19 protein-coding genes and 1 tRNA gene are annotated in these 21,504 nt (G+C 70.1%); 8 read left to right on the plus strand and 12 right to left on the minus strand.

The features are described from left to right. From ACMGFG_RS02505 to ACMGFG_RS02545, 9 genes are all read right to left on the minus strand, one after another. On the minus strand, positions 1 to 1,271 hold a 1,271-nt coding region (locus ACMGFG_RS02505; protein WP_436928779.1), incomplete at its 3' end, for a permease. 225 nt (positions 1,272 to 1,496) lie between these two features. Then, a complete protein-coding gene (locus ACMGFG_RS02510) occupies positions 1,497 to 1,706 on the minus strand; it encodes a heavy-metal-associated domain-containing protein (protein WP_436928780.1) in 210 nt (69 codons plus the stop codon). 98 nt (positions 1,707 to 1,804) lie between these two features. Then, positions 1,805 to 2,857, minus strand: a complete 1,053-nt coding sequence (locus ACMGFG_RS02515; protein ID WP_436928781.1) for a twin-arginine translocation signal domain-containing protein — start codon at positions 2,855 to 2,857, stop codon at positions 1,805 to 1,807. A gap of 1 nt (position 2,858) precedes the next feature. After that, positions 2,859 to 3,662 carry a copper chaperone gene (locus ACMGFG_RS02520; RefSeq protein WP_436928782.1) on the minus strand — a complete coding sequence of 268 codons (804 nt, stop codon included), beginning with the start codon at positions 3,660 to 3,662 and terminating at the stop codon, positions 2,859 to 2,861. Positions 3,663 to 3,902: 240 nt separating this feature from the next. Then, entirely contained in the window at positions 3,903 to 5,078 is a 1,176-nt protein-coding gene (locus ACMGFG_RS02525; RefSeq protein ID WP_436928783.1) for a DUF7972 family membrane protein, read from the minus strand. Next, entirely contained in the window at positions 5,075 to 6,244 is a 1,170-nt protein-coding gene (locus ACMGFG_RS02530; protein ID WP_436928784.1) for a TIGR00341 family protein, read from the minus strand. Before ACMGFG_RS02530 ends, ACMGFG_RS02525 begins: the two co-directional genes overlap by 4 nt. A gap of 125 nt (positions 6,245 to 6,369) precedes the next feature. Then, positions 6,370 to 6,933 (minus strand): hypothetical protein, encoded by a 564-nt coding sequence (locus ACMGFG_RS02535; protein ID WP_436928785.1) that lies wholly within the window; start codon positions 6,931 to 6,933, stop codon positions 6,370 to 6,372. 273 nt (positions 6,934 to 7,206) lie between these two features. Beyond that, positions 7,207 to 9,171, minus strand: coding sequence for an ABC transporter ATP-binding protein (locus ACMGFG_RS02540; RefSeq protein ID WP_436928786.1), 1,965 nt, complete (start codon positions 9,169 to 9,171; stop codon positions 7,207 to 7,209). 164 nt (positions 9,172 to 9,335) lie between these two features. Continuing rightward, complete coding sequence (locus tag ACMGFG_RS02545) at positions 9,336 to 9,527, minus strand: hypothetical protein (RefSeq protein ID WP_436928787.1); 192 nt, start codon at positions 9,525 to 9,527, stop codon at positions 9,336 to 9,338. 122 nt (positions 9,528 to 9,649) lie between these two features. Between ACMGFG_RS02545 and ACMGFG_RS02550 the strand changes: the two genes are divergently transcribed. Then, the gene (locus tag ACMGFG_RS02550; RefSeq protein WP_436928788.1) at positions 9,650 to 10,534 is read left to right on the plus strand and encodes an ArsR/SmtB family transcription factor; all 885 of its coding nucleotides are present in this window, start codon (positions 9,650 to 9,652) and stop codon (positions 10,532 to 10,534) included. A gap of 81 nt (positions 10,535 to 10,615) precedes the next feature. On the opposite strand, the gene ACMGFG_RS02555 is transcribed toward ACMGFG_RS02550, so the two are convergent. Further along, the gene (locus ACMGFG_RS02555; RefSeq protein ID WP_436928789.1) at positions 10,616 to 13,504 is read right to left on the minus strand and encodes a DEAD/DEAH box helicase; all 2,889 of its coding nucleotides are present in this window, start codon (positions 13,502 to 13,504) and stop codon (positions 10,616 to 10,618) included. An 88-nt stretch (positions 13,505 to 13,592) separates the two neighbouring features. Further along, entirely contained in the window at positions 13,593 to 14,141 is a 549-nt protein-coding gene (locus ACMGFG_RS02560) for a GNAT family N-acetyltransferase (protein WP_436928790.1), read from the minus strand. A 104-nt stretch (positions 14,142 to 14,245) separates the two neighbouring features. Here ACMGFG_RS02560 and ACMGFG_RS02565 point away from each other — a divergent pair, with 104 nt between their 5' ends. From ACMGFG_RS02565 to ACMGFG_RS02580, 4 genes are all read left to right on the plus strand, one after another. Continuing rightward, complete coding sequence (locus ACMGFG_RS02565) at positions 14,246 to 14,545, plus strand: DUF5785 family protein (protein ID WP_436910470.1); 300 nt, start codon at positions 14,246 to 14,248, stop codon at positions 14,543 to 14,545. A 128-nt stretch (positions 14,546 to 14,673) separates the two neighbouring features. After that, positions 14,674 to 15,717, plus strand: a complete 1,044-nt coding sequence (locus ACMGFG_RS02570) for a DUF7972 family membrane protein (protein ID WP_436928791.1) — start codon at positions 14,674 to 14,676, stop codon at positions 15,715 to 15,717. A gap of 170 nt (positions 15,718 to 15,887) precedes the next feature. Beyond that, positions 15,888 to 16,082, plus strand: a complete 195-nt coding sequence (gene sp36, locus ACMGFG_RS02575; protein ID WP_436928792.1) for a Sp36 family protein — start codon at positions 15,888 to 15,890, stop codon at positions 16,080 to 16,082. Then, entirely contained in the window at positions 16,079 to 17,164 is a 1,086-nt protein-coding gene (locus ACMGFG_RS02580) for a DUF7972 family membrane protein (protein WP_436928793.1), read from the plus strand. The genes sp36 and ACMGFG_RS02580 overlap by 4 nt, the downstream gene beginning before the upstream one ends. A gap of 535 nt (positions 17,165 to 17,699) precedes the next feature. Here ACMGFG_RS02580 and ACMGFG_RS02585 read toward each other — a convergent pair. After that, a tRNA-Glu gene (locus tag ACMGFG_RS02585) sits at positions 17,700 to 17,774 on the minus strand. Between the two features lie 213 nt (positions 17,775 to 17,987). Between ACMGFG_RS02585 and ACMGFG_RS02590 the strand changes: the two genes are divergently transcribed. The 3 genes from ACMGFG_RS02590 (at position 17,988) to ACMGFG_RS02600 (ending at position 21,502) form a co-directional block, all read left to right on the plus strand. After that, on the plus strand, positions 17,988 to 18,524 hold the full coding sequence (locus tag ACMGFG_RS02590; RefSeq protein WP_436928794.1) for a plastocyanin/azurin family copper-binding protein: 537 nt from the start codon (positions 17,988 to 17,990) through the stop codon (positions 18,522 to 18,524). A gap of 1 nt (position 18,525) precedes the next feature. Continuing rightward, a complete protein-coding gene (gene nosZ, locus ACMGFG_RS02595; RefSeq protein ID WP_436928795.1) occupies positions 18,526 to 20,541 on the plus strand; it encodes a TAT-dependent nitrous-oxide reductase in 2,016 nt (671 codons plus the stop codon). 124 nt (positions 20,542 to 20,665) lie between these two features. Further along, positions 20,666 to 21,502, plus strand: coding sequence for a hypothetical protein (locus ACMGFG_RS02600; protein ID WP_436928796.1), 837 nt, complete (start codon positions 20,666 to 20,668; stop codon positions 21,500 to 21,502). The last annotated feature ends 2 nt before the right edge of the window (positions 21,503 to 21,504 follow it).

The raw sequence follows: 21,504 nt of genomic DNA on the forward strand, positions 1-21,504 counted from the left end.
ACCCCGCCGCCGGCCACGCGGAGCGCGGCCCGCCCGCGGTCGTCGGCGGTCCGGATCGCGGCGGCCGTCCGCGCGCGCACGGCGTCGAGCCCGTAGGTGACCGTCACCTGGGCGAGCGCGACCGGCGTCGCGAGGGCGTTCAGCGCGAGCGTGTAGCCGCCGGGGACGGTGCCGCCGACCTCGCCGGCGGGCGGGACGATGCCGAGGCCGCCGGCGACGTAGTGGACGACGACGCCGGCGACGACGGCGGCGACAGCGAGCGCGGCGGTGAGCGTCGCGGCCATCCGGATCCCGTAGTACTCGCGGTAGAGGCGAACGAGCGGCGGGATCAGCAGGTCGGCGTAGATAAAGGAGAGGACGGCCCCGAAGGGGACGCCGTGGGTCCAGAGCACGAGCGCGAACGGGACGTTCCCGACCGAGCACATGAACGTCGCGGCGCCGACGGCCACGGCGACGACCGTCGCGGCGGTGACGGCGGCCAGCCCCGTTCCCTCCGGGACGGCGGCCGCCCACCAGGCGTCGGGGACGAACCCGCCGACGAGGCCGGCGACGACGAACCCCAGCGCCACGTCGCGCCAGACCATCTCCCAGTCTTTCATCGTCGCGCGGGCGGCGCTCGCCCAGCCCGCCCGCGAGCGCACGCGGTCCCGCAGACGGGTGTCGTCCGAGTCGGCCGACCGCGCCTCGTAGACGCGGCGGCAGCCGCCACAGCAGGCGAACTCGACGCCGGCGCCGGTCTCGATGCGGACGGCGTCGGGGTCGGTCGGGTCGACCTCAGCCGAGCAGGCCGGGCAGGCGGCGCCGTCGGTCGCCCGGACGTGCTCGCGAGCGTCCTCGACCCACGAGTCGGGAATCACACGGCGGAAGACGACGGCGAGCACGAGGACGGCGACGACGCCGCCGAGGTACTCGCCGACGACGAACTGCCAGCCGAGCAGCACCCAGAGGACGAAGCCGAGCTCGACCACGAGGTCGGTGCTGGCGAACATGAACGCGCCGAGCGTGGCGACGCCGGAGCCGCCCTTCTTGAACAGCGTCTTCGTCGTGCCGACCGCCGAGTAGGAACACGACGAGGAGGCGGCGCCGAGCGCGGCGCCGAGGCCGACCTCGCGCCAGCCGTCGCCGCCGAGGGCGCGGGTCATGCGGTCCTCGCCGACGAACGCCTCCACGGCGCCCGAGAGCGTGAACCCCAGCACCAGCGCCCACCAGGTGTCCCAGGTCATCTCCGCGACCAGTGCGACGGCTCTGAGTGTGGCGTCGGTGAGCGACATGGAAGGGTGGGCGGTCGCCCGGCGACGCCGGCGACCGCGGGGTGAACGGCGGTTCGACCGCCTGCGCCGAACGGCGACGGCGGCCGTCGGCCGGCGGTCGGTCGATGCGGGTCGGTCAGTCGGTCGATGCGGGTCGGCCAGTCGGTCGATGCGGGTCGGTCAGTCGGTCGATGCGGGTCGGTCAGTCGGTCGGTTCGCGCGAGCCCCGTCGGCCGGTTCGACCCGTCACTCCTCGTCGGGCACGTCGAAGCCGAGGCCGGCGATGCAGTCGCGGACGGTCGGGCAGCAGTCCTCGTGACAGTCGACGGTGACGCGTCCGGCGTCGGCGTCGGCCTCCACCGACTCGACGCCGGCGACGCAGGAGACGGCCGAGGCGACCGTCCGCTCGCAGTTCGCGCAGGTCATGCCGTCGACCGGGATCGTGTGTTCGGCCATTGCACCCCGGGTAGTGTCGGCGCCCACGTAAGGGGGCGAGACGCTCCCGCGGCCGGGACTGTCCCCGGAACTCGCGCGGACGGACGCCGTGACGGCGCTCAGCCGAACCGCTCGATGACGGTGCCGTTCGCGCCGACGGCAACGTCGGCGTAGGCGTCGGTGCCGAGCGCGCAGCCGTGGAACGTCGCCCCGGTCGGCGTGTCCGCCTCCTGCCAGGAGTGGTCGGCGAGTTCGTAGACGGCGCCGTCGACGCCGGCGGTCAGCGCGTCGTCGGCGCGGCGGTCGACCGCGTGGAGCGCCCCGTCTGCGACCGGCGTGCGGAACCAGCCGTAGCCGTCGTAGTCGAAGGCGGCGCCGTCGTCGGTGACGGCGGTTATCAGGTCCGGTTCCATCGCGACCACGTCCCGGAGCGCCGTCTCGACGCCGCGCAGGCCCATCGTCGTCCAGCCGGGCTCGTCGCGCTCGGCCGGGGCGACCGGGCCGGTGTGGCCGTAGACGCCGCCGGCGGCGTCGGTGACGACGGTCGTCCGCCCGACCGCGTCGACGGCGGTGCCGGGCTCGCCGCCGGTCGGCTTGGTGAGTTCCCCCCAGCGGACGGTGCCCTGGCGGGCGCGTCCGGGGAGCACCTCGCCGGAGCCGTCGAGCAGCGCGACCCGCTCGGAGCCGGCGCGGCCGGCGACGGCCACGTCGGTCCAGGTGCTCGTGTGGCCCGCGGGGCCGGATACGTCCGTCAGCGTGTCCGAGACGGGGTCGTAGGCGCCCGCGGCGCCGCTCTCGCCGGCCAGCCAGACCCGGCGGCCGTCGTCGGTGACGGCGACGCCGTGCAGGCCGTTTCCCTGTCCCGCGGGGCCGTTCCCGAGGACGGTCCGCCAGGCGTCCCCCCGCCGGGAGACGACGGCGCCGCCCTCGCCGACGGCGTGGGGGCCGGCGGTCGTGACGGCCACGTCGCGGAGCGCGCCGTCGACGGGCGCGCCCACGTCGAGCCAGCCGTGGGGGACGGTCCGGTTGCCACAGCCCGCGAGACCGACGGCCGCGGCGGCGGACCCGGCCGTCGCCAGGAACTCCCGCCGGGTGAACCGGTCGGAGCTGAGTCGGTCGGCGGCGAGCCGGTCGCGACCGGGCGGGTCGGCGGCGGGTCGGTCGGGGGCCATCTCAGGGGAGCAGTCCCGGGACGAGCAGGACGGCCAGGCCGCCGACGCCGGCGGCGACGCCGACCGCTGTCGCCATCTCCTCCTCCCAGGGCGGGAACCGCTCGGCGGCGACGACGAGCGTCAGCCCGAGCATGACGACGGGGTTCATCGAACCGGCGACGACCAGCAGCGCGAACAGCGGCCACGTGGCGCGGACGCACTCGATCCCGTGTTCGATGCCCTTGCGCGCGCCCTGCTCGACGGAGAGGGTGTCGCCGTCGAACGAGACCGAACCACAGCACGCCCGCAGCGCCGAGCGCTTGTGGTCGGTCCGCTGGTACCAGGCGACGAACAGGCCGAGGCCGCCGACCAGGAGCGGGCCCTGGGCGGCCGCCAGCCCGCGGATGCCGACGACGGCGTCGACGAGCAGGGGGACGATTCCCGCGGCGGTCCAGACCGAGCTGTAGGCGACCAGCAGGGCGGCGACGCCCGCGCCGGCGCCCCAGCCGTCGGTCGCGGACTCGCGGGTGTACCGGCGGACGAGCGGGAGCATGGCCGGGTACATCATCGCCGACATCATCGTTCCCCAGGCGAGCAGATAGGCGAGGGCACCGGCGAGGCCGCTGGAGGTGCCCATCGCCTCGAAGACACCCGGTGCGCTCATCGGTCCGTCCGTCGCGGGGAGCGGGAGGAACCCGCCGAGGATAGCGGTCCAGAGGGCCAGCGTGACGAGGGTCACGCCGACCGGTGCTGGCGGGACCCGGTCGGGCACCACCGCGTCGGTGAGTCGGTCTCGGTACTCTCGGAGTCGTGCGTGTGTGGACATGGATGAACTGGTCGGCGGGGCACGCGGCCCCGCGGTCGCGCTGTGGCCGCGGTTCGTCGCGGCCGGTCGCTCTCGGTCGGTCGGCGGTGCGGTCGGTGGCGGGCTGTCGGCGGTGGACCGTCGGCGCGGCGGTGGTCGGTCCAGCCGGTCGGTGGTCGCCGGTCGGACGGCGGGCGCGGGAGCCCCGGCCGACCGGTGAGACGTGTGTCGTGTCATGGCGCTGTGAGTGGAGTCCGTCGGTCAGTCACGGCTCGGCAGGTCGCCGCCGTCCCGGTGGGTGGCGTACTCCGGTGTCTCGCGCCGGGGTGTGAACGTCCCCGGCGCCGCGGTCCGCTTGGCGATGGTCGCGACCCGGAGAAGAAAGGAGAGCAACACCGCGAACGGAACGAACACGGCCGCGACCGCGAGGCTGAGCAGGCCGTCCAGCAGGACCGGGTGGCCGCCGAGCGGCTGGCCGCTGGCGAAGGTCATGATGACCAGCGTCGCGACGAGGAACGCGCCGACCCCGGTGTAGCCGATGAACCGGGAGAGGTACGACAGCTCCTGGGTGAGATACAGCGCCTTGAAGTACTGGCGCAGCACGTCCAGCGCGACGAACGACTCCTCCAGCTCGGCCAGCCCCTCCCGGGCGGCGCCGGGCAGCTCGTCGGCGTAGCGCTCGCGGATACGGCGGGCGTCGGTGACGTTCCGGGAGTAGCTGTCGCCCATCATCGGCGGGAGGACCTCGATGAGCCGCTGGTGGCTCCCGTCGAGGTGGGCCCGCACGTCGGCGACCTGGGTGCGAACGAGGTCGACGTAGGCGTCGACGGCGGCCCGGGGGCGACCCTCCAGGGAGTCGACGGCGTCGGCGAGCGCGTCGGCCTGGTCGGCGACCACCGCGACGGCGAGGCCGAGGAACGGCGCCGGTTCGGTCGGGCTCACCGACACCTCGGGGTGGTCGCGCTCGAACTCGCGGCGGAACGCGGCCACGTCGTCGACCTCCTCGCGGACCTGCCCGGGCGAGCCGAACAGCCGGGAGACGGTGAGCTGGTTGACGGCGACGACGATCGGCACGAACGAGAACAGCCCCGAGATGACCGCGCCGAAGGCCGTCGCGACGAACGACCCCTCGGCGACGCCGACGACGCCGGCGAGACTCAGCAGGAAGGTGCCGAGACCGACGGCGCCGACCATGAGCGCGACGATCCGCCAGCGGTTCCCCGAGAGCAGGAGCCACCGCCGGGCCCGGGCGCGCCGCTCCGGATCGGCGGCGAGCCTCGCCGCGACGACGCCCCCGGCGACGACCACTCTGAGGGCGAACCAGACCACCCCGACCGCGAGCGCCGCGGCGCGGACGACGGGGTGGCCGTCGTCGGTCCGATTGGACGGGCGCTCGGCGTCGGTCGGTTCGGACGAGCGCCCAGCGTCGGTCGTCACGCTACCACCGCCAGGACCGGCAGTTCGGCGCCGGAGACGTGCGCGAGGACCGTCGCGGAGACGGCGATGGCGGCGGCGAGGACGAGGACTCTCGTCAGCATCACCCTGCGCGCCCGGCGCAGCGCCTCGAGGCTCTCGGGGTGGTAGCCCAGGTACCAGAGGCTGATCACGGCCGCGAGCGTGACGGCGAAGAGGTTCATCGAGACGACCGCCAGCGACCCGACGACGATCCCGGTCGCCCACCAGGCGACGGCGACGCCGGCGATCCCGATCGGCGGCATGATGGCCGCGGCGATCATGACGCCGACCAGGTCGATGGTCCCGCCGGTCGAGAGGCTCAGGGCGCCGGCGAACCCGGCGCCGAGCGCGACGACCAGCAGGAGGAGGTTCGGCGCCGTGTGGCTGCTGAGACTGAGTAGCGCGCCGATCTCGAAGCCGGGCGAGACCAGGGAACTGAACCTGACGAGCGTGGCGAACACGGTCGCACTGACCAGCCCGGCGCCGGTCCCGAGGAGCTGGTACCTGATGCTCTTGGCGAACAGCCGGTCGTCGTTGACGACGGTGCCGACCGCCGTGGCGACGATGGGGCCGATCAGCGGGGCGATGACCATCGACCCGATGAGCACGCCGACGGAGTTGAGCAGGACGCCCGCCGTCGCGACGAGCGAACTGATGACCGTCAGCAGGACGTAGATGCTCAGGTCCGGGAGCAGGTCGGCGGTCTTGCCCTGCAGCTCCGTCCGGGAGATGCCCTGGTAGCCCAGCCCCTTCACCTCGTGGTACGGTTCGGTCGGGCCGTCGAAGCGGTCGGAGATGATCACTTCCGGGTCGACGACGACGGTGTAGAGGTCGTCGTCGATCCCCATCGCCTCGAAGCGGTCCTGGACGTGTTCGACGGTCTGTGCCGGCAGCGGGAAGCGAACGACCGAGGTCCCGTCGCCGTCGGTCCGGTCCGTGACGACGTAGTCGAGGTCAAACTCGCGGAGGACACCCACGACCTGCTGGAACGTGTCCGGGTCCAGCACGAGTACTTCGACGGCTCGCAGATCGTCTTCGACCACGAACGCCCGTTCGAGGCCGTCCTGTGCATCTATCGGGAGCGACCCGCCCAGGCCGGACCCGTCGTCGCCGGCGGGCGAGTCGCCCGGATCGTTCTGCTCTGTCATGTGGAATGAGTCGTCCCGCGACCGCCGCCGCCGTCCCGTCCCCTGGCCGGCCCCCTGGCCGAACGGGCTGGAGCGACCGGCCTCGACGACGCGGATCGGCCGGGGACCGCCGCGCGGTCGCGGCGTCAGAACTGCAGTATCTCGCCGGTGTCCGGCGGGTCGTCGTCGAACGCGGTCGCGTACAGCGACGCGACGGTCTCGCGGATCGCGGCCAGCGCGTCGCCGTCGGCGCCGTCGCAGTTCACCCCGCAGGTGGCGACGACGCACCCGGGCGTGCGCCGGTAGCGGAGCCGGCCGGCACACTCCGGACACCGCAACGTCGCGTGGTCGTTCATCCACTCGACCCCGTGGCTCGTCGAGGCCAGCCGGTGTTTGAGGGCGAACCAGACGTGAACGTCCCACTCCTGGCGCCCGCTGGCGCCGGATTTCAGCCGTCGCAGCGCGACGGCGGCGCGACGGTACAGCTCCTCGTCCGCGTCGGCGTGTCGGCGGTGGCACCGCTCGAAGTAGGTGAGCAGCGCCGTCCGAGCCGACCTGACGGCGCCGTTGGTCAGCTCCCCGGCCGTCCCCGCCGCGGCGGACCGGTCGGTCGTGGTCACCGCCCGCTTGCCCCTGCCCGTCTCGTCGTAGTGTCTGTCCCGCGAGAGTGGCGCACCGCTCTCCGGACAGAAAGGGTCAGTGCCGATCATGGTTCAGTCGGGTCTGGTCGGGCCGGGGGTCATCCGCGCTCGCACCGCTGCCGCGTCACCCGGGCCGGCGTCGCCCCATCTTGTTTATCGATGATTATAAGTATCGGAGATGCTACCGTATTCTGGACTTTTCATCGACACTATCGGAACTGATAGAAATCGCGCTGACTGGCGCTTTTAGCGCCTCTAATCCGATATCGTTCGACGCCCCCGGAAGTGTTGGAAAGAAATGTGTTCCCAGATACAATAGCGCCGGTTGGGAGCGGCGCGTCGTCAGTCGTCCTCGGCGGCGTCGAGGGCCTGCTGGGCGACGCGTTCGCTGGCTTGCTCGACGAACTCCTCGGGGAGGTCCTCGATCTCGCCGGCCTGGACCCGCCAGAGGTTGGCGTAGAGGCCGTCGCCGTCGAGCAACTCGTCGTGGGTACCCCGCTCGACGATCTCCCCGTCGTCGATGACGAGGATGGTGTCGGCGTCCCGGACCGTCGAGAGCCGGTGGGCGATGATGAAGGTCGTGCGGTCGGCGGCGAGTTCGTCGATGGAGCGCTGGATGAGCATCTCCGTCTCGGTGTCGACCGCCGAGGTCGCCTCGTCGAAGATCATGATCGCGGGGTGCTGGAGGATGGTCCGCGCGACGGCGACGCGCTGGCGCTGGCCGCCCGACAGCTTCACGCCCCGCTCGCCGATGTCGGTGTCGTAGCCCTCGGGGAGCTTCTGGATGAAGTCGTGGGCCTCGGCGCGTTTGCAGGCCTCGACCACCTCCTCGCGGGTGGCGTCGAACTGGCCGTACTTGACGTTCTCCGCCACGGTGCCGTCGAACAGGAAGTTGTCCTGGCCGACGTAGCCCATCGACCCCCGCAGGCTGGAGACCGTCACGTCGCGCACGTCGTGACCGTCGACGCGGACGGCCCCCTCGTCAACGTCGTACAGGCGCAGGAGCAGCTTGACGATCGTCGTCTTGCCGGCGCCCGTGGGACCGACGAGCCCGACCGTCTCGCCGGGCTCGACGTCGATGTCGATGTCGTCCAGGACGACCTCGTCCTCGTCGTAGCTGAAGGTCACGCCGTCGTACTCGACGTGGCCCGCCACGTCGCCGAGGTCGACCGCCTCGGGTTTGTCCTGGATGCGGACCGGGAGGCTCATCAGCCCGAGGATGCGCTTGGTCGAGGCCTTGGCGTCCTCGTAGCGCTCGATGATGTTCGACATCTGCGCGAGCGGGTTGACCAGCCGCTGGGTTAGCAGGAGGAACGTGACGAGCGTCCCGACGGTGAGGGTGGTGTCGTAGGTCTGGCCCATGAACGTCAGCTGGTTCGACAGCGGCCCCGGCGGGCCGTTCAGGATCCAGATCCCGCCGACGACGAACGTCGCGATAAACGCGAGGGAGGTCAGCGCCCGCAGGCCAGGGCGGTAGACGAAGCTCAGCCGCAGCGCCAGCCAGTCGAGCTTGAAGTAGCGGTAGGAGTGGTCCCTGACGCGCTCGTCCTCGTAGTCCTCGGTGTTGGAGGTCTTGATGACCTCGATGCCGCCGAGGTTGTTCTCCAGCCGCGAGTTGAGGTCGCCGACCGACTCGCGGATGTCCGCGTAGCGCTCCTCGGCCAGCCGCATGTACCAGAGGGTGAACACCGCCGACAGCGGGATGACCGTCAGCGTCACGACCGACAGCATCGGGTTCATCCACAGGAGGATGACCGCCGTCCCCAGCATGAGGACGATCAGCTGGATCATCTCGCCCATCATCGAGTCGAGGAACTGCTCCAGCCGGTTGGTGTCGTTCGAGAGGATCGAGATGAGTTCGCCGGTCTGGACCTCGTTGAAGAAGTTCATATCCAGCCGCTGCATCTGCTGGTAGGTGGCGGTGCGGGCCTCGTGTTTCACCCGGTGGGAGAACAGGTTGAGCGAGGTCGAACGGGTGAAGATCAGCACCGCCTGCCCGAGCATCGCGACGGCCATCGTGCCGATGGCGAACCAGAACTGGCCCATCGTCGTCTCGGGGAGCCAGCTCGCGGGGACGAACGGCAGGGTGAAGGCGGCGTCGTCCCGGAAGATCGCGTCGATGGCCCGCCCGAGGATCACGGGCGGCACCAGCGAGAAGAACCGCGAGCCGATGCTCGCGAGGACGCCGAGGACGAACCAGCGACGGTGGCCGTCGCCGAACTGCATGAACAGCTGCCACAGCGGGTGATCTATCTCCTCCCTGTGCCGCTCGATGTACTCCGCGTCGATCGCCTGGTCTGTGCTCACGGGTTCGACTGTCGCGCCTGTTAGCCATCACCGGCTAAAAAGGGGCCGGTCCGCCACAGATTCGCCGCTTGTTCCGCGTCAGTGCGGGGCCGCCGGCGGTCGCTTACCGACCGCCGTAGCGGCCGCCGCCGGTCCGTCGGTCGGTCCCAGTGCGGGGCCAACGCTCAGCACATCTCGGCGAGGTCGCGCCAGTCCTCGGTGTTGAGACCGACTTCGAGTTCGCGGCCGCAACCCTCGCAGTAGAAGGCCCCGCTGCGGCGGTCCGCCGGCAGTTCCGTCCACTCGCCGTGTTCGTCGCACTCGATGCGGATCCCCTGTTCCTCGCCCTCCGGGAGTTCGACTGAGTAGCTCGTCATTCGGTCGTGGGGAGTCGGGGACCGGCGGCAATAAACCCGACGCAGTCGCCGGGTTCGGCGATGCGCTCGTCCCCGACGGGGCGGCGAAAGCACTACGGGTTCCGCACCGCGAACGGGTCGGTATGGCCAGCGACGAAGCGGACGCCGGCGGGGTCGACGCGGACGAGGCGGTCGCGCTCGTCGGCAACGAGACGCGGCTGAGCATCCTGCGGTGCCTGGCCGACGCCGACGGCGCGCTCTCCTTCTCGGAGTTGCGCTCCCGCGTCGGTACCGCCGACTCGGGCCAGTTCAACTACCATCTCGACAGGCTCACGGGATCGCTCGTCACGGAGTCCGGCGAGGGATACAGGCTCACCCGACCCGGGCTCAGACTGGTCGGGTCGCTGCTCGCGAACGCGTACGCCGCGAGCGGGGACGAACCGGAGACGACAGCCGAGGCCGAGTGTCCGGTCTGCGAGGGCCGGGCCACGCTGTCGTACCGCGATTCGCTGCTGTACGTCGACTGCCGGGAGGCCGAAGCCCACAGGTGGCTCAGCGACATCCCGCCGGGGGCGACCGCCGAGCACGACCTGTCCGAGCTACTCGTGATCGGCGGACAGGTCAACCGACACGTGGGTGAGCTCGCGCGGGAGGGAACCTGCCCGCAGTGTTACGGCGAGACGACCGCCGAGATCGTGGACACGCGGGAGCTCCCCGACTTCGGGGACGAACTCGGTGACCAGCGCTACCTCTTCCGCGCGGAGTGCGACCGGTGCGGTTACCCGATCGGCGGGCTCGTCGGCTCGCTGGTCTCCCCGCATCCGGCCGTGGTCTCGGCCTACTACGACGAGGGGATCGACGTGCGCGACCAGGCCCAGCTCCCCCACGAGAACGAGCAGCCGACCGTCCTCTCGGAGGACCCGCTCCGGCTCCGGATCGACGTCGAGTCGCCCGAAACGGGCGAGCGCCTCGTCAGCCTGGTCGTCGACGGGTCGGCGTCGGTCGTCGAGGTCGACGAGTCGCCGTGAGCGGAGCAGTGTCGGACCGACCACCGAACCGCCGAGACGCGGCACTCGGTCCCGGACCTCTCTCGGTCGGCCAGAATCCCTTCAGTCCCAGAAACTCCGAGTCCGGGCGTACTCCCGCTCGCGGCGGAGGATGTCGCGGTAGAACTCGTCCTCGTCCTCCCGCAGCTTGTTGATGATCCGGGCGGCGTTGCGCGGGCCGACGCCGCGGGCGGCCAGCGCGATCACGGCACGCTTGCCGTGACTCTGGACGAGACTTGCCGACTTGTAGGCCTTCTCGGTCTCGCTCTCCTGTTCGTCGTCCTTGTCCGTCGCCTTGACGGCCGAGACGACCTCGTCGGCCCACGGATTGAGGGCGGCGATACGGGTGGACCCACACTCGGGACACTCGGGCTGGTCCCGGACCCGCTTGACCGGCTTCTTGCGCTTCCAGTCCTGGCAGTGGAGACAGAAGAGGATCATCCGGTCGTTCCGGATCCGCTCCTTGACTGTCTGGATCACGCTCGCGTCGGCGTGGTCCGGCGAGAGCAGCTCCTGGCCGGCGCTGCGCCCGCCGAGGCCGATCGGGGTCCGGTCGCCGAGCAACTCGACCGAGAGGTCGCCCGACTGGATCCGTTCGAGGACCTCGCTCGCGCCGTCCACGTCCAGTTCCTCGTGGAGGATCTCGCGGACGGCCTCGTCGTAGACCGGCGTGTCCTCCAGCGCGTCCATCAGCCGGTCGCGACCGAAGCGGTCGCTCGACCCACGGCCGCGCCAGCGCTTCAGCGCGCCGAACTTCGTCGCGACCTGGGCGACCTTGAACTTCAGCGAGTCGGCGTTCTTCAGGGAGAGCTCGACGAGTTCCGCGACGTGGTCGGGGTCCGTGTCTTCGAGCACTTCGAGGGCGTCCGTCGCCGAAGCGGTGCGGGGCACCTCCAGTTCGATCCGGTAGGGGTCGATCTCCATCCCGACCGACGAGCCGGTGGCCTGGCCCAGCAGCGCCGAGAGCAGTCGCCCGAGCGTCTCGTTGATCTTGTGGCCGAACGCGGCGTTGACGACGAGTTCCCGCCCGCGGAACTCGATCAGGATGGTGTCGTCGGTGGGGATCGGGTGGTCGGAGTCGTGGTCGGCCAGCTGTTCGAGCCCCACCGCTATCGTGTCTTCGTCGCCGTCGTAGCGGGCGGTGAACTCCCGGGCGACCGAGTCGACGGACGCCCCCTGCTGGAGCTGTCGACCCGCAATCGCCCGCATCTCGCCGACCTCCTGGGCGACGCCGTAGGGGACCGGGATCTCCTGGCCGGTCCACGAGGGGACCTCGCCGCCGGGGTCCTCGACCGGCGAGACGGTGACGGTCTCCTCCTCCTCGTCGATCTCGGTGATGCGCCACATCTCGCCGCGCTGGATGAAGATCTCGCCGGGCGTCGCGAAGTTGACGACGAACCGCTCGTCTAAGGTCCCCACGTCGCGGCCGCTGGCCACGTCCTCGACGGTGTAGGTCGCCTCGTCGGGGATCATCGAGAGGTTGTGGTAGAAGTACTGCCAGGTCCCGCTGCGCTTCTGGATCTCGTCGGTGTCCTCCTCCAGCCAGACGACCTTGTTCCCCGCTAACTCCCGAACCACCGACTTGAACGCCCGCTCGTCGAGGTCGCGGAACGGGTACGCCCGGGTGAGGATCTCGTAGGCCCGCATCGCCCGGACCTCCCCGAAGTCCATGACGAGGCCTGCGATCTGGTTGGCGACGGTGTCTAAGCTGGCGTCGTGGATGTCGGCGGACTCGACCTCTCCGTCGCGGGCCTTGCGGGCGATGGCGAGCGCCTCCAGCGTGTCGTCGGGGTGGGTCGTCACGACGGTCCCCCGGGACACCTGGTCGCGGCGGTGGCCCGCCCGGCCGACCCGCTGGAGCAGCCGCGTCACCTGCCGCGGGCTGTTGTACTGGACCACGTGGTCGACGTGGCCCACGTCGATGCCCAGTTCCATCGACGAGGTGCAGAGCAGCCCGTCCAGTTCGCCCGCCTTGAATCGGTCCTCGACCTCGATGCGCGAGTCCTTGGCCAGCGAGCCGTGGTGGACACCGATGTCAGCGTCGAGTTCCTTGAACCGCGAGCCCAGCGCCTCCGCGAGCTGGCGGGTGTTGACGAAGATCAGCGTCGACTCGTACTCGTCGACGAGTTCGGTGATGTAGCGGACGTGGCTTGCGAAGTCGGGTTCGGTCATCAGCTCGCCGGCGAGGCGTTCGTCCTCCGCCCGGACCTCGGGCGAGCGGACGCGCACGTCGAGGCGGCTACCCACGTCGATCTCGACGACCGAACAGCCCCGGTCGCCGGTGAGGAAGCGGCCGACCTCGTCGGGGTCGCCCACGGTCGCCGAGAGCCCGATCCGCTGGAAGTCGTCGGCGAGTTCGAGTAGCCGTTCGAGCCCGACGGTCAGCTGGGCGCCCCGTTTGGAGACGGCGAGTTCGTGGACCTCGTCGACGACGACGTGGTCCACGTCGGCGAGCGCGGTCCGGAGCTTCGACCCGGTGAGCATCGCCTGCAGGGTTTCGGGGGTCGTCACCAGCACGTCCGGCGGGTCGTCGGCCTGCTGCTGGCGCTGGTAGTCCGTCGTGTCGCCGTGGCGTACCTGCACGTCGAGGTCCAGCCGCTCGCCCCACCACTCCAGGCGCTCGCGCATGTCCCGGTTCAGGGCCCGTAGCGGCGTGACGTACAGCGCGCCGATACCGAACCGCTCCTCGCCCTCCAGCGCGTCGAGGACTGGGAGCATCGCCGTCTCGGTCTTCCCGGTCCCGGTCGGCGCGACGACGAGGACGTCCTCGCCGTCGACCAGCGGTGGGATCGCCTCCCGCTGTGGCTCCGTCGGCGTCGAAAACCCCCGCTCTGAGAGCGCCGCCCGGACCTCCGACCCCAGCGCGGCGAACGCCCCCGGGTCGCCCGAGGCCGGGCCGTCCGTGGTCGGGTCGGCACCGTCGGCGTCACCGGTCGCTCCGGCGTCTGTCATCGCCCGGGCTACGCGTTTGAACCGATTAAGCGCCCCGGTCGCGACACGCCACCGACGACGGTCGGCCGCGTGGAGAGCAGGGCCCGCCTCACTCGTCGTGCCACTCCTCGCGGAGCAGCCCGTACTGGACCACGTCGCGGTGGGCGCCGTCGACGAACATGAACTTCCGGCGCCGCCCCTCCGCGACGAAGCCCAGCGACTCCAGCAGCCCCCGCGAGGCGTCGTTGTGGTCGAACGCCCCCGCGCCGACCGCCGGTTTGTCGTACGAGCGGAAGGCGTAGTCGACCGCCAGCCCGACGGCCTCTTTGCCGTACTCCTGGCCGTGGACTTCGGGGACCAGCCAGTAGCCAAGTTCCGGCCGGCGGTAGTCGACGCCCTCGACGCTCACGGCACCGATGCGGCGTGTGTCCTCCTCGTCGGGGCGCCCGGGGCCGGCGTCCTCGCCGTCGAGACAGACGAGTAGCCGGTCGGTGCCGTCCGCCTCCTCGACGTCGATCGCTTCGCGGGTCCGGAGCGGGTTGCCCAGCGGGTAGCGGATCGCCGGATTCGCGCTCGCGCGCTGGAGAAACGCCACGTCCTCGTTCTCGACGGTCCGGAGCGTGACGCTCTCGCCGCTCGCGACGCGTGCGCCTGGCATGCGCCCAGCGTCGCGGGCGACCGGTATGGGTCTTGCGCCCGGGTGGGGCCGAGTGTCGCGCGGAGAGAGAAATCCTTTTGCCCGATTCGACCACAGTGTCGGGTATGGACTGGCCGCACGACCCCGACGGGGACGAGGGCAGCGAGGGGCGCCGCAAGTACGGGCAGGCGGTGCTCGCCAAGAAGATCGACGAGGGCGAGGACTTCCCGCTCACGCAGTCGGAGTTCGTCTCGGAGTTCGGCGACGACCCGATCCGCATCGACTACGAGACGGTCGTCAGCGTCTCCGAGATCTTCGAGCACGTCGACCAGGAGGAGTTCGCGGACTTCCCCGACTTCCACAAGGCCGTCGGCGCGGCCCTGCGCGAGGCCGACTACTGGCCCTACCGGCTCGAACACGCCTGAAGCGCCGCCCGCATCCCGATCGCTCTCGACGACACGCGCCGGGCGGTGCCAGCGGCCGGTGTGGCAGATGTATTCTCCGCACCGCCGCGACCGGTGTCTTTTCCCGACCGCCGCGAGTACCCGGTCGCATGGCAGGGGACGGGGACGCGCCGAGCGACCGCTTGCGCGAGCGGGCCGACCAGAGCCGGTGGAAGCTGTGGGTCCTCCTCGAGGCCGACCGCTGGCTCGTGGCCGGCATCTTCCTGACCCTCGTCTTCCTCGTGCTCGCCGGCACGGGCTATCTCTACCCGACAGCGGAGAACGCCATCCGGACGAGCGACTCCGTCGACACGCTGTTCCAGGGCTTTCTCACCGCCACGATCACCGGCGTCACGCTCGTGTTGACGCTCAACCAGCTCGTCCTCTCCCAGGAGCTGGGCGCCGTCAAGGACCAGCGCGAGCGCATGGAGGGGGCCATGGAGTTCCGCGCGGACGTGGCCGAGGTGATCCAGTCGGCGGTCAGCCCCTCCCGACCCGCGCAGTTCCTCCGCGCGCTCGTCGAGGTGTCGGGCGAGCGCGCGGAGGAACTGCGCGAGGCGGTCTCCGAGTCGGACGACGGCGAGGTCGCCTCGGAGATCGCCGACCTGACCGACAGCCTCGTCGAGAACGCCAGCGGGGTCTCGGCGGGCCTGGACGACGCCCGGTTCGGCAGGTTCGACGTGATCTCCTCGGCGCTGAACTTCAACTACTCCTGGAAGATCTTCACCGCCCGCCGGATCCGCGAACAGTACGGCGACGACCTCGACGAGGAGGGCACTGACGCGCTCGACCGGCTGATCGAGGTGTTGCAGCTGTTCGGACCCGCGCGCGAGCACTTCAAGACGCTGTACTTCCAGTGGGAGCTGATCAACCTCTCGCGGCAGATCCTCGTGGCGTCGGTGCCGGCGCTGCTGGTCTCGGCGGTCATGATCATCTTCTTCAACGACGCCACCTACAGCGCGACCGTCTTCGGCGTCGAGACGCTGGTGCTGGTCATGGCGGTCGCGGCCACTGTCGCCGTCGTCCCGTTCCTGATCTTGCTCGCGTACGTCATGCGGATCGCGACGGTGACCCAGCACACCCTCTCGATCGGCCCGTTCATCCTCCGTGAGACCGACGACGTGACCGAAGTGGAGTGGAACCGCGACTCCTGATCGTCGACTCCCGGTTCGTGACTCCCGGCGGCGACTCCCGACCGGCGACGCCCGGCTCGTGACATCCCGCCGGCGACTCCCGACCGGCGACGCCCGGCTCGCGAGTCCGGTCCCGAACGGCGAGCGGTTGCAGGGCCGGTGTTTTTGGACGGGCCCCACGACGGGACGGTATGGCCGGCGATCCGGACGCCTGGGAGTACGAGACCCTCGAACCCCCGCGAGGCGAGACCAAGAAGGAAGCCACAGACCCGAAGGCCGAGCTGAACGAGCTGGGCGCCGAGGGGTGGGAGCTCGTCGAGACGGTCGACTACGTCGGCGGCGGGACGAAGTTCCTCGTCCTCAGGCGCCCGACCGACGAGTCATGAGCGGCGGGACGGACTCGGAAAGCGACGATACGGAGGCGGCCCCCGCCGAATCCGACACCGAGATCGACACGTCCGGTGACACGGACATCTCGACCGCGAACACGATGCGCGAGCGCGCCGACGAGAGTCGGTTCAAGCTGTGGCTGCTGTTGAAGGCCAACCGCCTGCACGTCGCGGGCGCACTCGCCGTGGTCGTCTTCCTCACGTTCGTGGCGGTCGGGAGCAGCGTCGACGGGTTCGCCGAGACGTTACAGAGCGGCGACACGAAGGCGACGCTGTTCTCGACGATGCTCGGGGCGATCATCACCGGGACGACCCTGGTCGTGACGATCAGCCAGCTCGTCATCTCCCAGGAGAACGGACCGCTGGGCGACCAACACCAGCGGATGAGCAACACGATGGACTTCCGCGACTACGTCGGGGAAATGTACGACGAGCCTGTCCCGGTCGACCCCTCGGCGTTCCTGCGTGAGCACGTGAACGCGGTCCAGCGCCGGGCGAAGGCGCTCCGGGACGCCGTGGCCGGCAGCGACGACGACGCCCTGCGCGAGGAGGTCGACGAGTTCACCGACAGCGTGACCGGCAACGCCGACGAGGTCCGCGACCAGCTCGACGGCGCCACGTTCGGTACGTTCGACGTGCTGTTCGCCGCGCTGAACTTCAACTACGCCTGGAAGATCTTCCAGATCGAGCGCATCGGCTCGGACCACGAAGCGGCGATCGACGAGGAGATCGACGGCCGGCTCGCGGATCTGCGGACGACGCTGACGATGTTCGGACCCGCGCGCGAGCACGTCAAGACGCTGTACTTCCAGTGGGCGCTCATCGACCTCTCGCAGTACATCCTCTACGCGTCGGTCCCCGCGCTGGTCGTCGCCGGGTCGTTGCTCGCGTTCGTCGGAAGCGGGCCCGTTCCCGGGCAAACGCTCGGGGTCGCCAACGTTCTCTGGGTCGTCGGCGCCGGGTTCACCGCCTCGCTCGTGCCCTTTCTGCTGTTCGTCGCCTACATCGTCCGGATCGCGGTCGTCGCCAAACGGACACTCGCCATCGGCCCGCTCATCCTCCGGGGTTCACAGCGATAACTTCGATGTGCGAGTTGAGTAGTTGTTTCTGTTGGGTTTGTCGTGGAACAAACGGAATCAACCGCGATCCCACTCGACAGTGAGTGTTGAAAGCCCTCGGCGCGCTCGCGGTCGCTGAGGCGGGATATCCGCGCTCTCCGCACCGCCCGCGCGGATAGTGGCCCGCTCAGGCGACTAAACCGGACCCGAGCGCGCCTCGCCCTTTCAGTCCGCCAGGGACCGCAACTGCACAGCACGGCACCGCAGACGGCCACGACCCTCCCCAGCCGATTCGCTCGTTCGTTGCACTCACTCTCTCATCCCTCGCGCGGCTACGGTCGCGCGCACGAGAGCGCGCTCCAGCGCGCGCCGACCGCACCGCACCCGCTCACCGCAACAGCTACAGCCTGCACTGAGCATCCGCCGAGCGAAGCGAGGCGGTTCACCGCATCGAGGCCGAAGGCCGAGATGCGGCTTTTTCACCCATGTTTTTGCCGGAGGGGTGCCCGCAGCGAACGCAGTGAGCGAGGACACCCCTCCGGGAAAAAGATGGTAGTGCTCCGTCTGGGATTTGAACCCAGGTCATCGGCTCGAAAGGCCGAAATGATTGGCCGGACTACACCAACGGAGCCCACGACGACCGCGCGTCGCACTCGGGAGATTGCACTCGGGGTATAAAAACTCGTCTCTCTCCGGACGGTGTGGTGGAGGCTGTCGCACGCCGACCGGGACCCCCGGCTGTGGGGTATTTATAAGCCTCGGCCGAACCGATTCGCGGTGGTTCCGGGGGGTCGGGAACGCGCTCGACGGTATATGGGTGAGAGGCGACCAGTTGCGGGTGTCGATGACCAGTTCCGATCCAACGCGGCGACGGATACTGCGGCTGACGGGCGCGGCGCTCGCCGGTGGGGCGGTCGCCGGCTGCTCGGCCGCGCCGGGCGAATCGTCGGACGCGGGCGGCGACGGCGACGACGGGAACGCCGACGAGGCGACGCCGACGCCCACCGCCGACAGCGGCGGCGACGGCGGGTCCGGCGGCGAGTGGACCCAGGCGAGCACGGTCGAGATGACCGACCAGCTCGCCTACGAGCCCAAGCGGATCCAGGTGTCGGCCGGGACGACGGTGACCTTCGAGAACACCGGCAACATCGGTCACACCGTCACGGCCTACGAGGACGAGATCCCCGACGGCGCGACGTACTTCGCCTCCGGGGGCTTCGAGTCACAGAGCGCCGCTTCGGACGGCTACAGCAACGGCCAGGAGGGCAACATCCCCTCGGGCGAATCGTACGAACACACGTTCGAGACGACGGGCACGTACAAGTACTACTGCATCCCCCACGAGCTGAACGGGATGGTCGGCTACGTCAAGGTGGTCTAACATGAACGACACCAGCGACACGGACGACGCAGAGGCACTGGTCGAGGAACACGAACAGCGGATCAACGACCTCCTCCAGGACGTGGAGGACCCGGCGGAACTCGACGACGACGAGGGCGGCTTCTCGATGGAGCTTGCGGGCCTGGAGCTGGACCGCCGGGACTTCATGAAGGCCGGCGCCGCGGCGGGCGTGGCGAGCGCGGCCGGCGCGTTCGCGGGCTGTCAGACGGCGCTGCCCGAGGGCAAGACGCCCGCCGACGGCGGCGACGGCGGTGGTGGCGGCTCGCAGGGCGCCTCGGCGAGCCACGGTCACTTCGTCCCGCCGGGCGAGAAAGACGAGTACTACGGCTTCTGGTCGGGCGGCCACTCCGGGGAGATCCGCGTCATCGGCATCCCGTCGATGCGCGAACTCACGCGGATCCCCGTGTTCAACACGGAGGGGGCCCGCGGCTACGGCTACGACGACCAGACCAGCGAGATGCTGGAGCAGGCCGGCGACTACACCTGGGGCGACAACCACCACCCGAACCTCTCGGAGACGGACGGCGACTACGACGGCGAGTACCTCTACGTCAACGACAAGGCCAACGGCCGCATCGCCCGTGTCAACCTCAAGTACTTCGAGACGGACGCCATCGTGGACGTGCCGAACGTCCAGGCTGTCCACGGCACGGCGGTGCTGTCACCGGACACGAAGTATGTCCTCGGCAACGGGGAGTTCAGGACGCCCCTGCCCAACGACGGCCGGGACGTGAACAACCCCGACGAGTACACGGCGCTGTTCTCCGCCGTCGATCCGGAGTCGATGGAGACGGCCTGGCAGGTCAAGGTCGACGGCAACCTCGACATCGTCGACACCGGCAAGGAGGGCCGGTGGGCCATCTCGTCGTGTTACAACAGCGAGGAGGCGACGGACATCCAGGGGATGACCCGCGACGACCGCGACTACGCGAAGGTCTTCGACATCCCCGCCATCGAGGCGGCCGTCGAGAACGGCGAGTACGAGGAGGTCAACGGCGTCCCGGTCGTCGACGGGACCCGCGAGAGCGACCTCAACTCCGGCGACGACCCCATCGTCCGCTACGTCTCGACCCCGAAGTCGCCACACTGCGTCGAGGTCGGCCCCGACGGCAAGTACGCCTTCATCGCGGGCAAGCTCTCGCCGACGGTGACGATGCTCGACCTCGACAGGATCGGCGAGGTCGACGACCCGACCGACGCGGTGGCCGGTCGCCCGAAGGTCGGCTTGGGGCCGCTGCACACCACCTTCGACGGCAACGGCCACGCCTACACAAGCCTGTTCATCGACTCGCAGGTCGCCAAGTGGGACATTGAGGCGGCCGTCGAGGCCGAGAACGGCTCGACCGAACCGATCCTCGAGAAGCAGGACGTCCACTACAACCCCGGGCACATCCAGGCGCTGGAGGCGATGACGACCGACCCCGACGGGGAGTGGCTCGTCTCGCTGAACAAGCTCTCGAAGGACCGGTTCCTGCCGGTCGGGCCGATCCACCCGGACAACGACCAGCTCATCCACATCGGCGACGGCGAGAAGGAGATGGAGATCGTCGCCGACCACCCGGCCTACCCCGAACCCCACGACTGCGTGTTCGCCCACCGGGACAAGATAAACCCGGCAACGACCTGGGACAAGGAGGACTACGAGGGCGAGAAGCCGTTCATCACCGCCGAGGAGTCCGGCGTCGAACGGACGGGCGAGCAGTCGGTCCACGTCAAGGCGTCCTCGAAGCGCTCCGAGTACGGGATGTACGACTTCACCGTGAAGGAGGGCGACGAGGTGCGCATGACGGTGACGAACGTCGAGGGCGTGCGCGACATCATCCACGGCGTCGCGATCCCCGAACACGACGTGAACCTCGCCGTCGCGCCGCAGGACACCCGCGAGGTCACCTTCACCGCCGACGAGCCGGGCGTCTACTGGATCTACTGTACGTACTTCTGTAGCGCCCTGCACCTGGAGATGCGCTCGCGGATGATCGTCGAACCGCGCGAGTAAGAACCCCGTCGACCGCTCCGAGCCGCGCGGGTTTCACCGCCCGGCGGCTTCTCCGAGTCCGACACGCATCGCGCGCGAACTGCCCACGACCCACAAAACGACCCACGATAACGCGGTGACACCCATGAACTACGAACCACCCGACCTCCGCGAGTTCACCGAACTGCGGCGCGGCCTGCCCGTCGTCGCAGCGGTCATGCTCGTGGTCGCACCGGTCCTGCCGATGTGGCACATCGCGGTCAACGCGGTGCAGTACCCGGACACGACGCTGCACCTGCACCTGCACGCCTACCCGTTCATCGGCGGGGACTACGAGGAGATGGCGGCGCTGAACAAGTACATCGGGTTCTACTACCCGGACTCGGTGATCTGGCCGCCGAACTACGAGCCCCACCCCTACGCGGTCGACGTACCCGAGTGGTCGCTCGGGCCGCTGGCGTTCGCCGCCGTCGCGGCCGCGGGGCTGTTCGTCGCCTTCGCGCCCGACACCGACCGGCTGAAGAAGGGGCTGACCTACCAGCTGGTCGGCTCGGTGACGGTGCTGACGGTGATGCTGGCGGACATCCAGTACCGGCTCTACCAGGCGGGTCACACGCTCGACCCGGACGCGCCGGTCATGGGCGTCGACGGGTTCACCCCGCCGCTGTGGGGCAGCTACGAGGTGGCGAACATCACCAGCCGCTCGCGGTTCGGCGCGGGCGCCTACCTCACCGGGATCGCCATCGGCCTGCTCGTCGTGGCCTTCTACTACCGCGACACGCCGGCCACGTTCGGCGACCTGCCCGACCGGGTCGCCGGCCGGATCGAGGGCGCCCGCGAGTGGCTCGACGAGCACACCGTCGGCGACGACGAGTGGGACGACCGCGAGGGCGACGACCCGTCCGACTCCGGACACGGCGGCCCGGGCGCCAGTGGGGGCCCGGACGCCGGCAGCGGCCCGGGCGCCAGCGGGGGTGACTGAGC

This window comes from Halosimplex halobium (assembly GCF_051414055.1).
Classification (GTDB): Archaea; Halobacteriota; Halobacteria; order Halobacteriales; family Haloarculaceae; genus Halosimplex; species Halosimplex halobium.

What these genes read in the sequence shown, in the direction of transcription:
- ACMGFG_RS02510 (WP_436928780.1), bottom strand. Translation starts at nt 1,706, where the DNA reads ATGGCCGAACACACGATCCCGGTCGACGGCATGACCTGCGCGAACTGC.
- ACMGFG_RS02515 (WP_436928781.1), bottom strand. Translation starts at nt 2,857, where the DNA reads ATGGCCCCCGACCGACCCGCCGCCGACCCGCCCGGTCGCGACCGGCTC.
- ACMGFG_RS02520 (WP_436928782.1), bottom strand. Translation starts at nt 3,662, where the DNA reads ATGTCCACACACGCACGACTCCGAGAGTACCGAGACCGACTCACCGAC.
- ACMGFG_RS02530 (WP_436928784.1), bottom strand. Translation starts at nt 6,244, where the DNA reads ATGACAGAGCAGAACGATCCGGGCGACTCGCCCGCCGGCGACGACGGG.
- ACMGFG_RS02535 (WP_436928785.1), bottom strand. Translation starts at nt 6,933, where the DNA reads ATGATCGGCACTGACCCTTTCTGTCCGGAGAGCGGTGCGCCACTCTCG.
- ACMGFG_RS02545 (WP_436928787.1), bottom strand. Translation starts at nt 9,527, where the DNA reads ATGACGAGCTACTCAGTCGAACTCCCGGAGGGCGAGGAACAGGGGATC.
- ACMGFG_RS02550 (WP_436928788.1), top strand. Translation starts at nt 9,650, where the DNA reads ATGGCCAGCGACGAAGCGGACGCCGGCGGGGTCGACGCGGACGAGGCG.
- ACMGFG_RS02555 (WP_436928789.1), bottom strand. Translation starts at nt 13,504, where the DNA reads ATGACAGACGCCGGAGCGACCGGTGACGCCGACGGTGCCGACCCGACC.
- ACMGFG_RS02560 (WP_436928790.1), bottom strand. Translation starts at nt 14,141, where the DNA reads ATGCCAGGCGCACGCGTCGCGAGCGGCGAGAGCGTCACGCTCCGGACC.
- ACMGFG_RS02565 (WP_436910470.1), top strand. Translation starts at nt 14,246, where the DNA reads ATGGACTGGCCGCACGACCCCGACGGGGACGAGGGCAGCGAGGGGCGC.
- ACMGFG_RS02570 (WP_436928791.1), top strand. Translation starts at nt 14,674, where the DNA reads ATGGCAGGGGACGGGGACGCGCCGAGCGACCGCTTGCGCGAGCGGGCC.
- sp36 (WP_436928792.1), top strand. Translation starts at nt 15,888, where the DNA reads ATGGCCGGCGATCCGGACGCCTGGGAGTACGAGACCCTCGAACCCCCG.
- ACMGFG_RS02580 (WP_436928793.1), top strand. Translation starts at nt 16,079, where the DNA reads ATGAGCGGCGGGACGGACTCGGAAAGCGACGATACGGAGGCGGCCCCC.
- ACMGFG_RS02590 (WP_436928794.1), top strand. Translation starts at nt 17,988, where the DNA reads ATGACCAGTTCCGATCCAACGCGGCGACGGATACTGCGGCTGACGGGC.
- nosZ (WP_436928795.1), top strand. Translation starts at nt 18,526, where the DNA reads ATGAACGACACCAGCGACACGGACGACGCAGAGGCACTGGTCGAGGAA.
- ACMGFG_RS02600 (WP_436928796.1), top strand. Translation starts at nt 20,666, where the DNA reads ATGAACTACGAACCACCCGACCTCCGCGAGTTCACCGAACTGCGGCGC.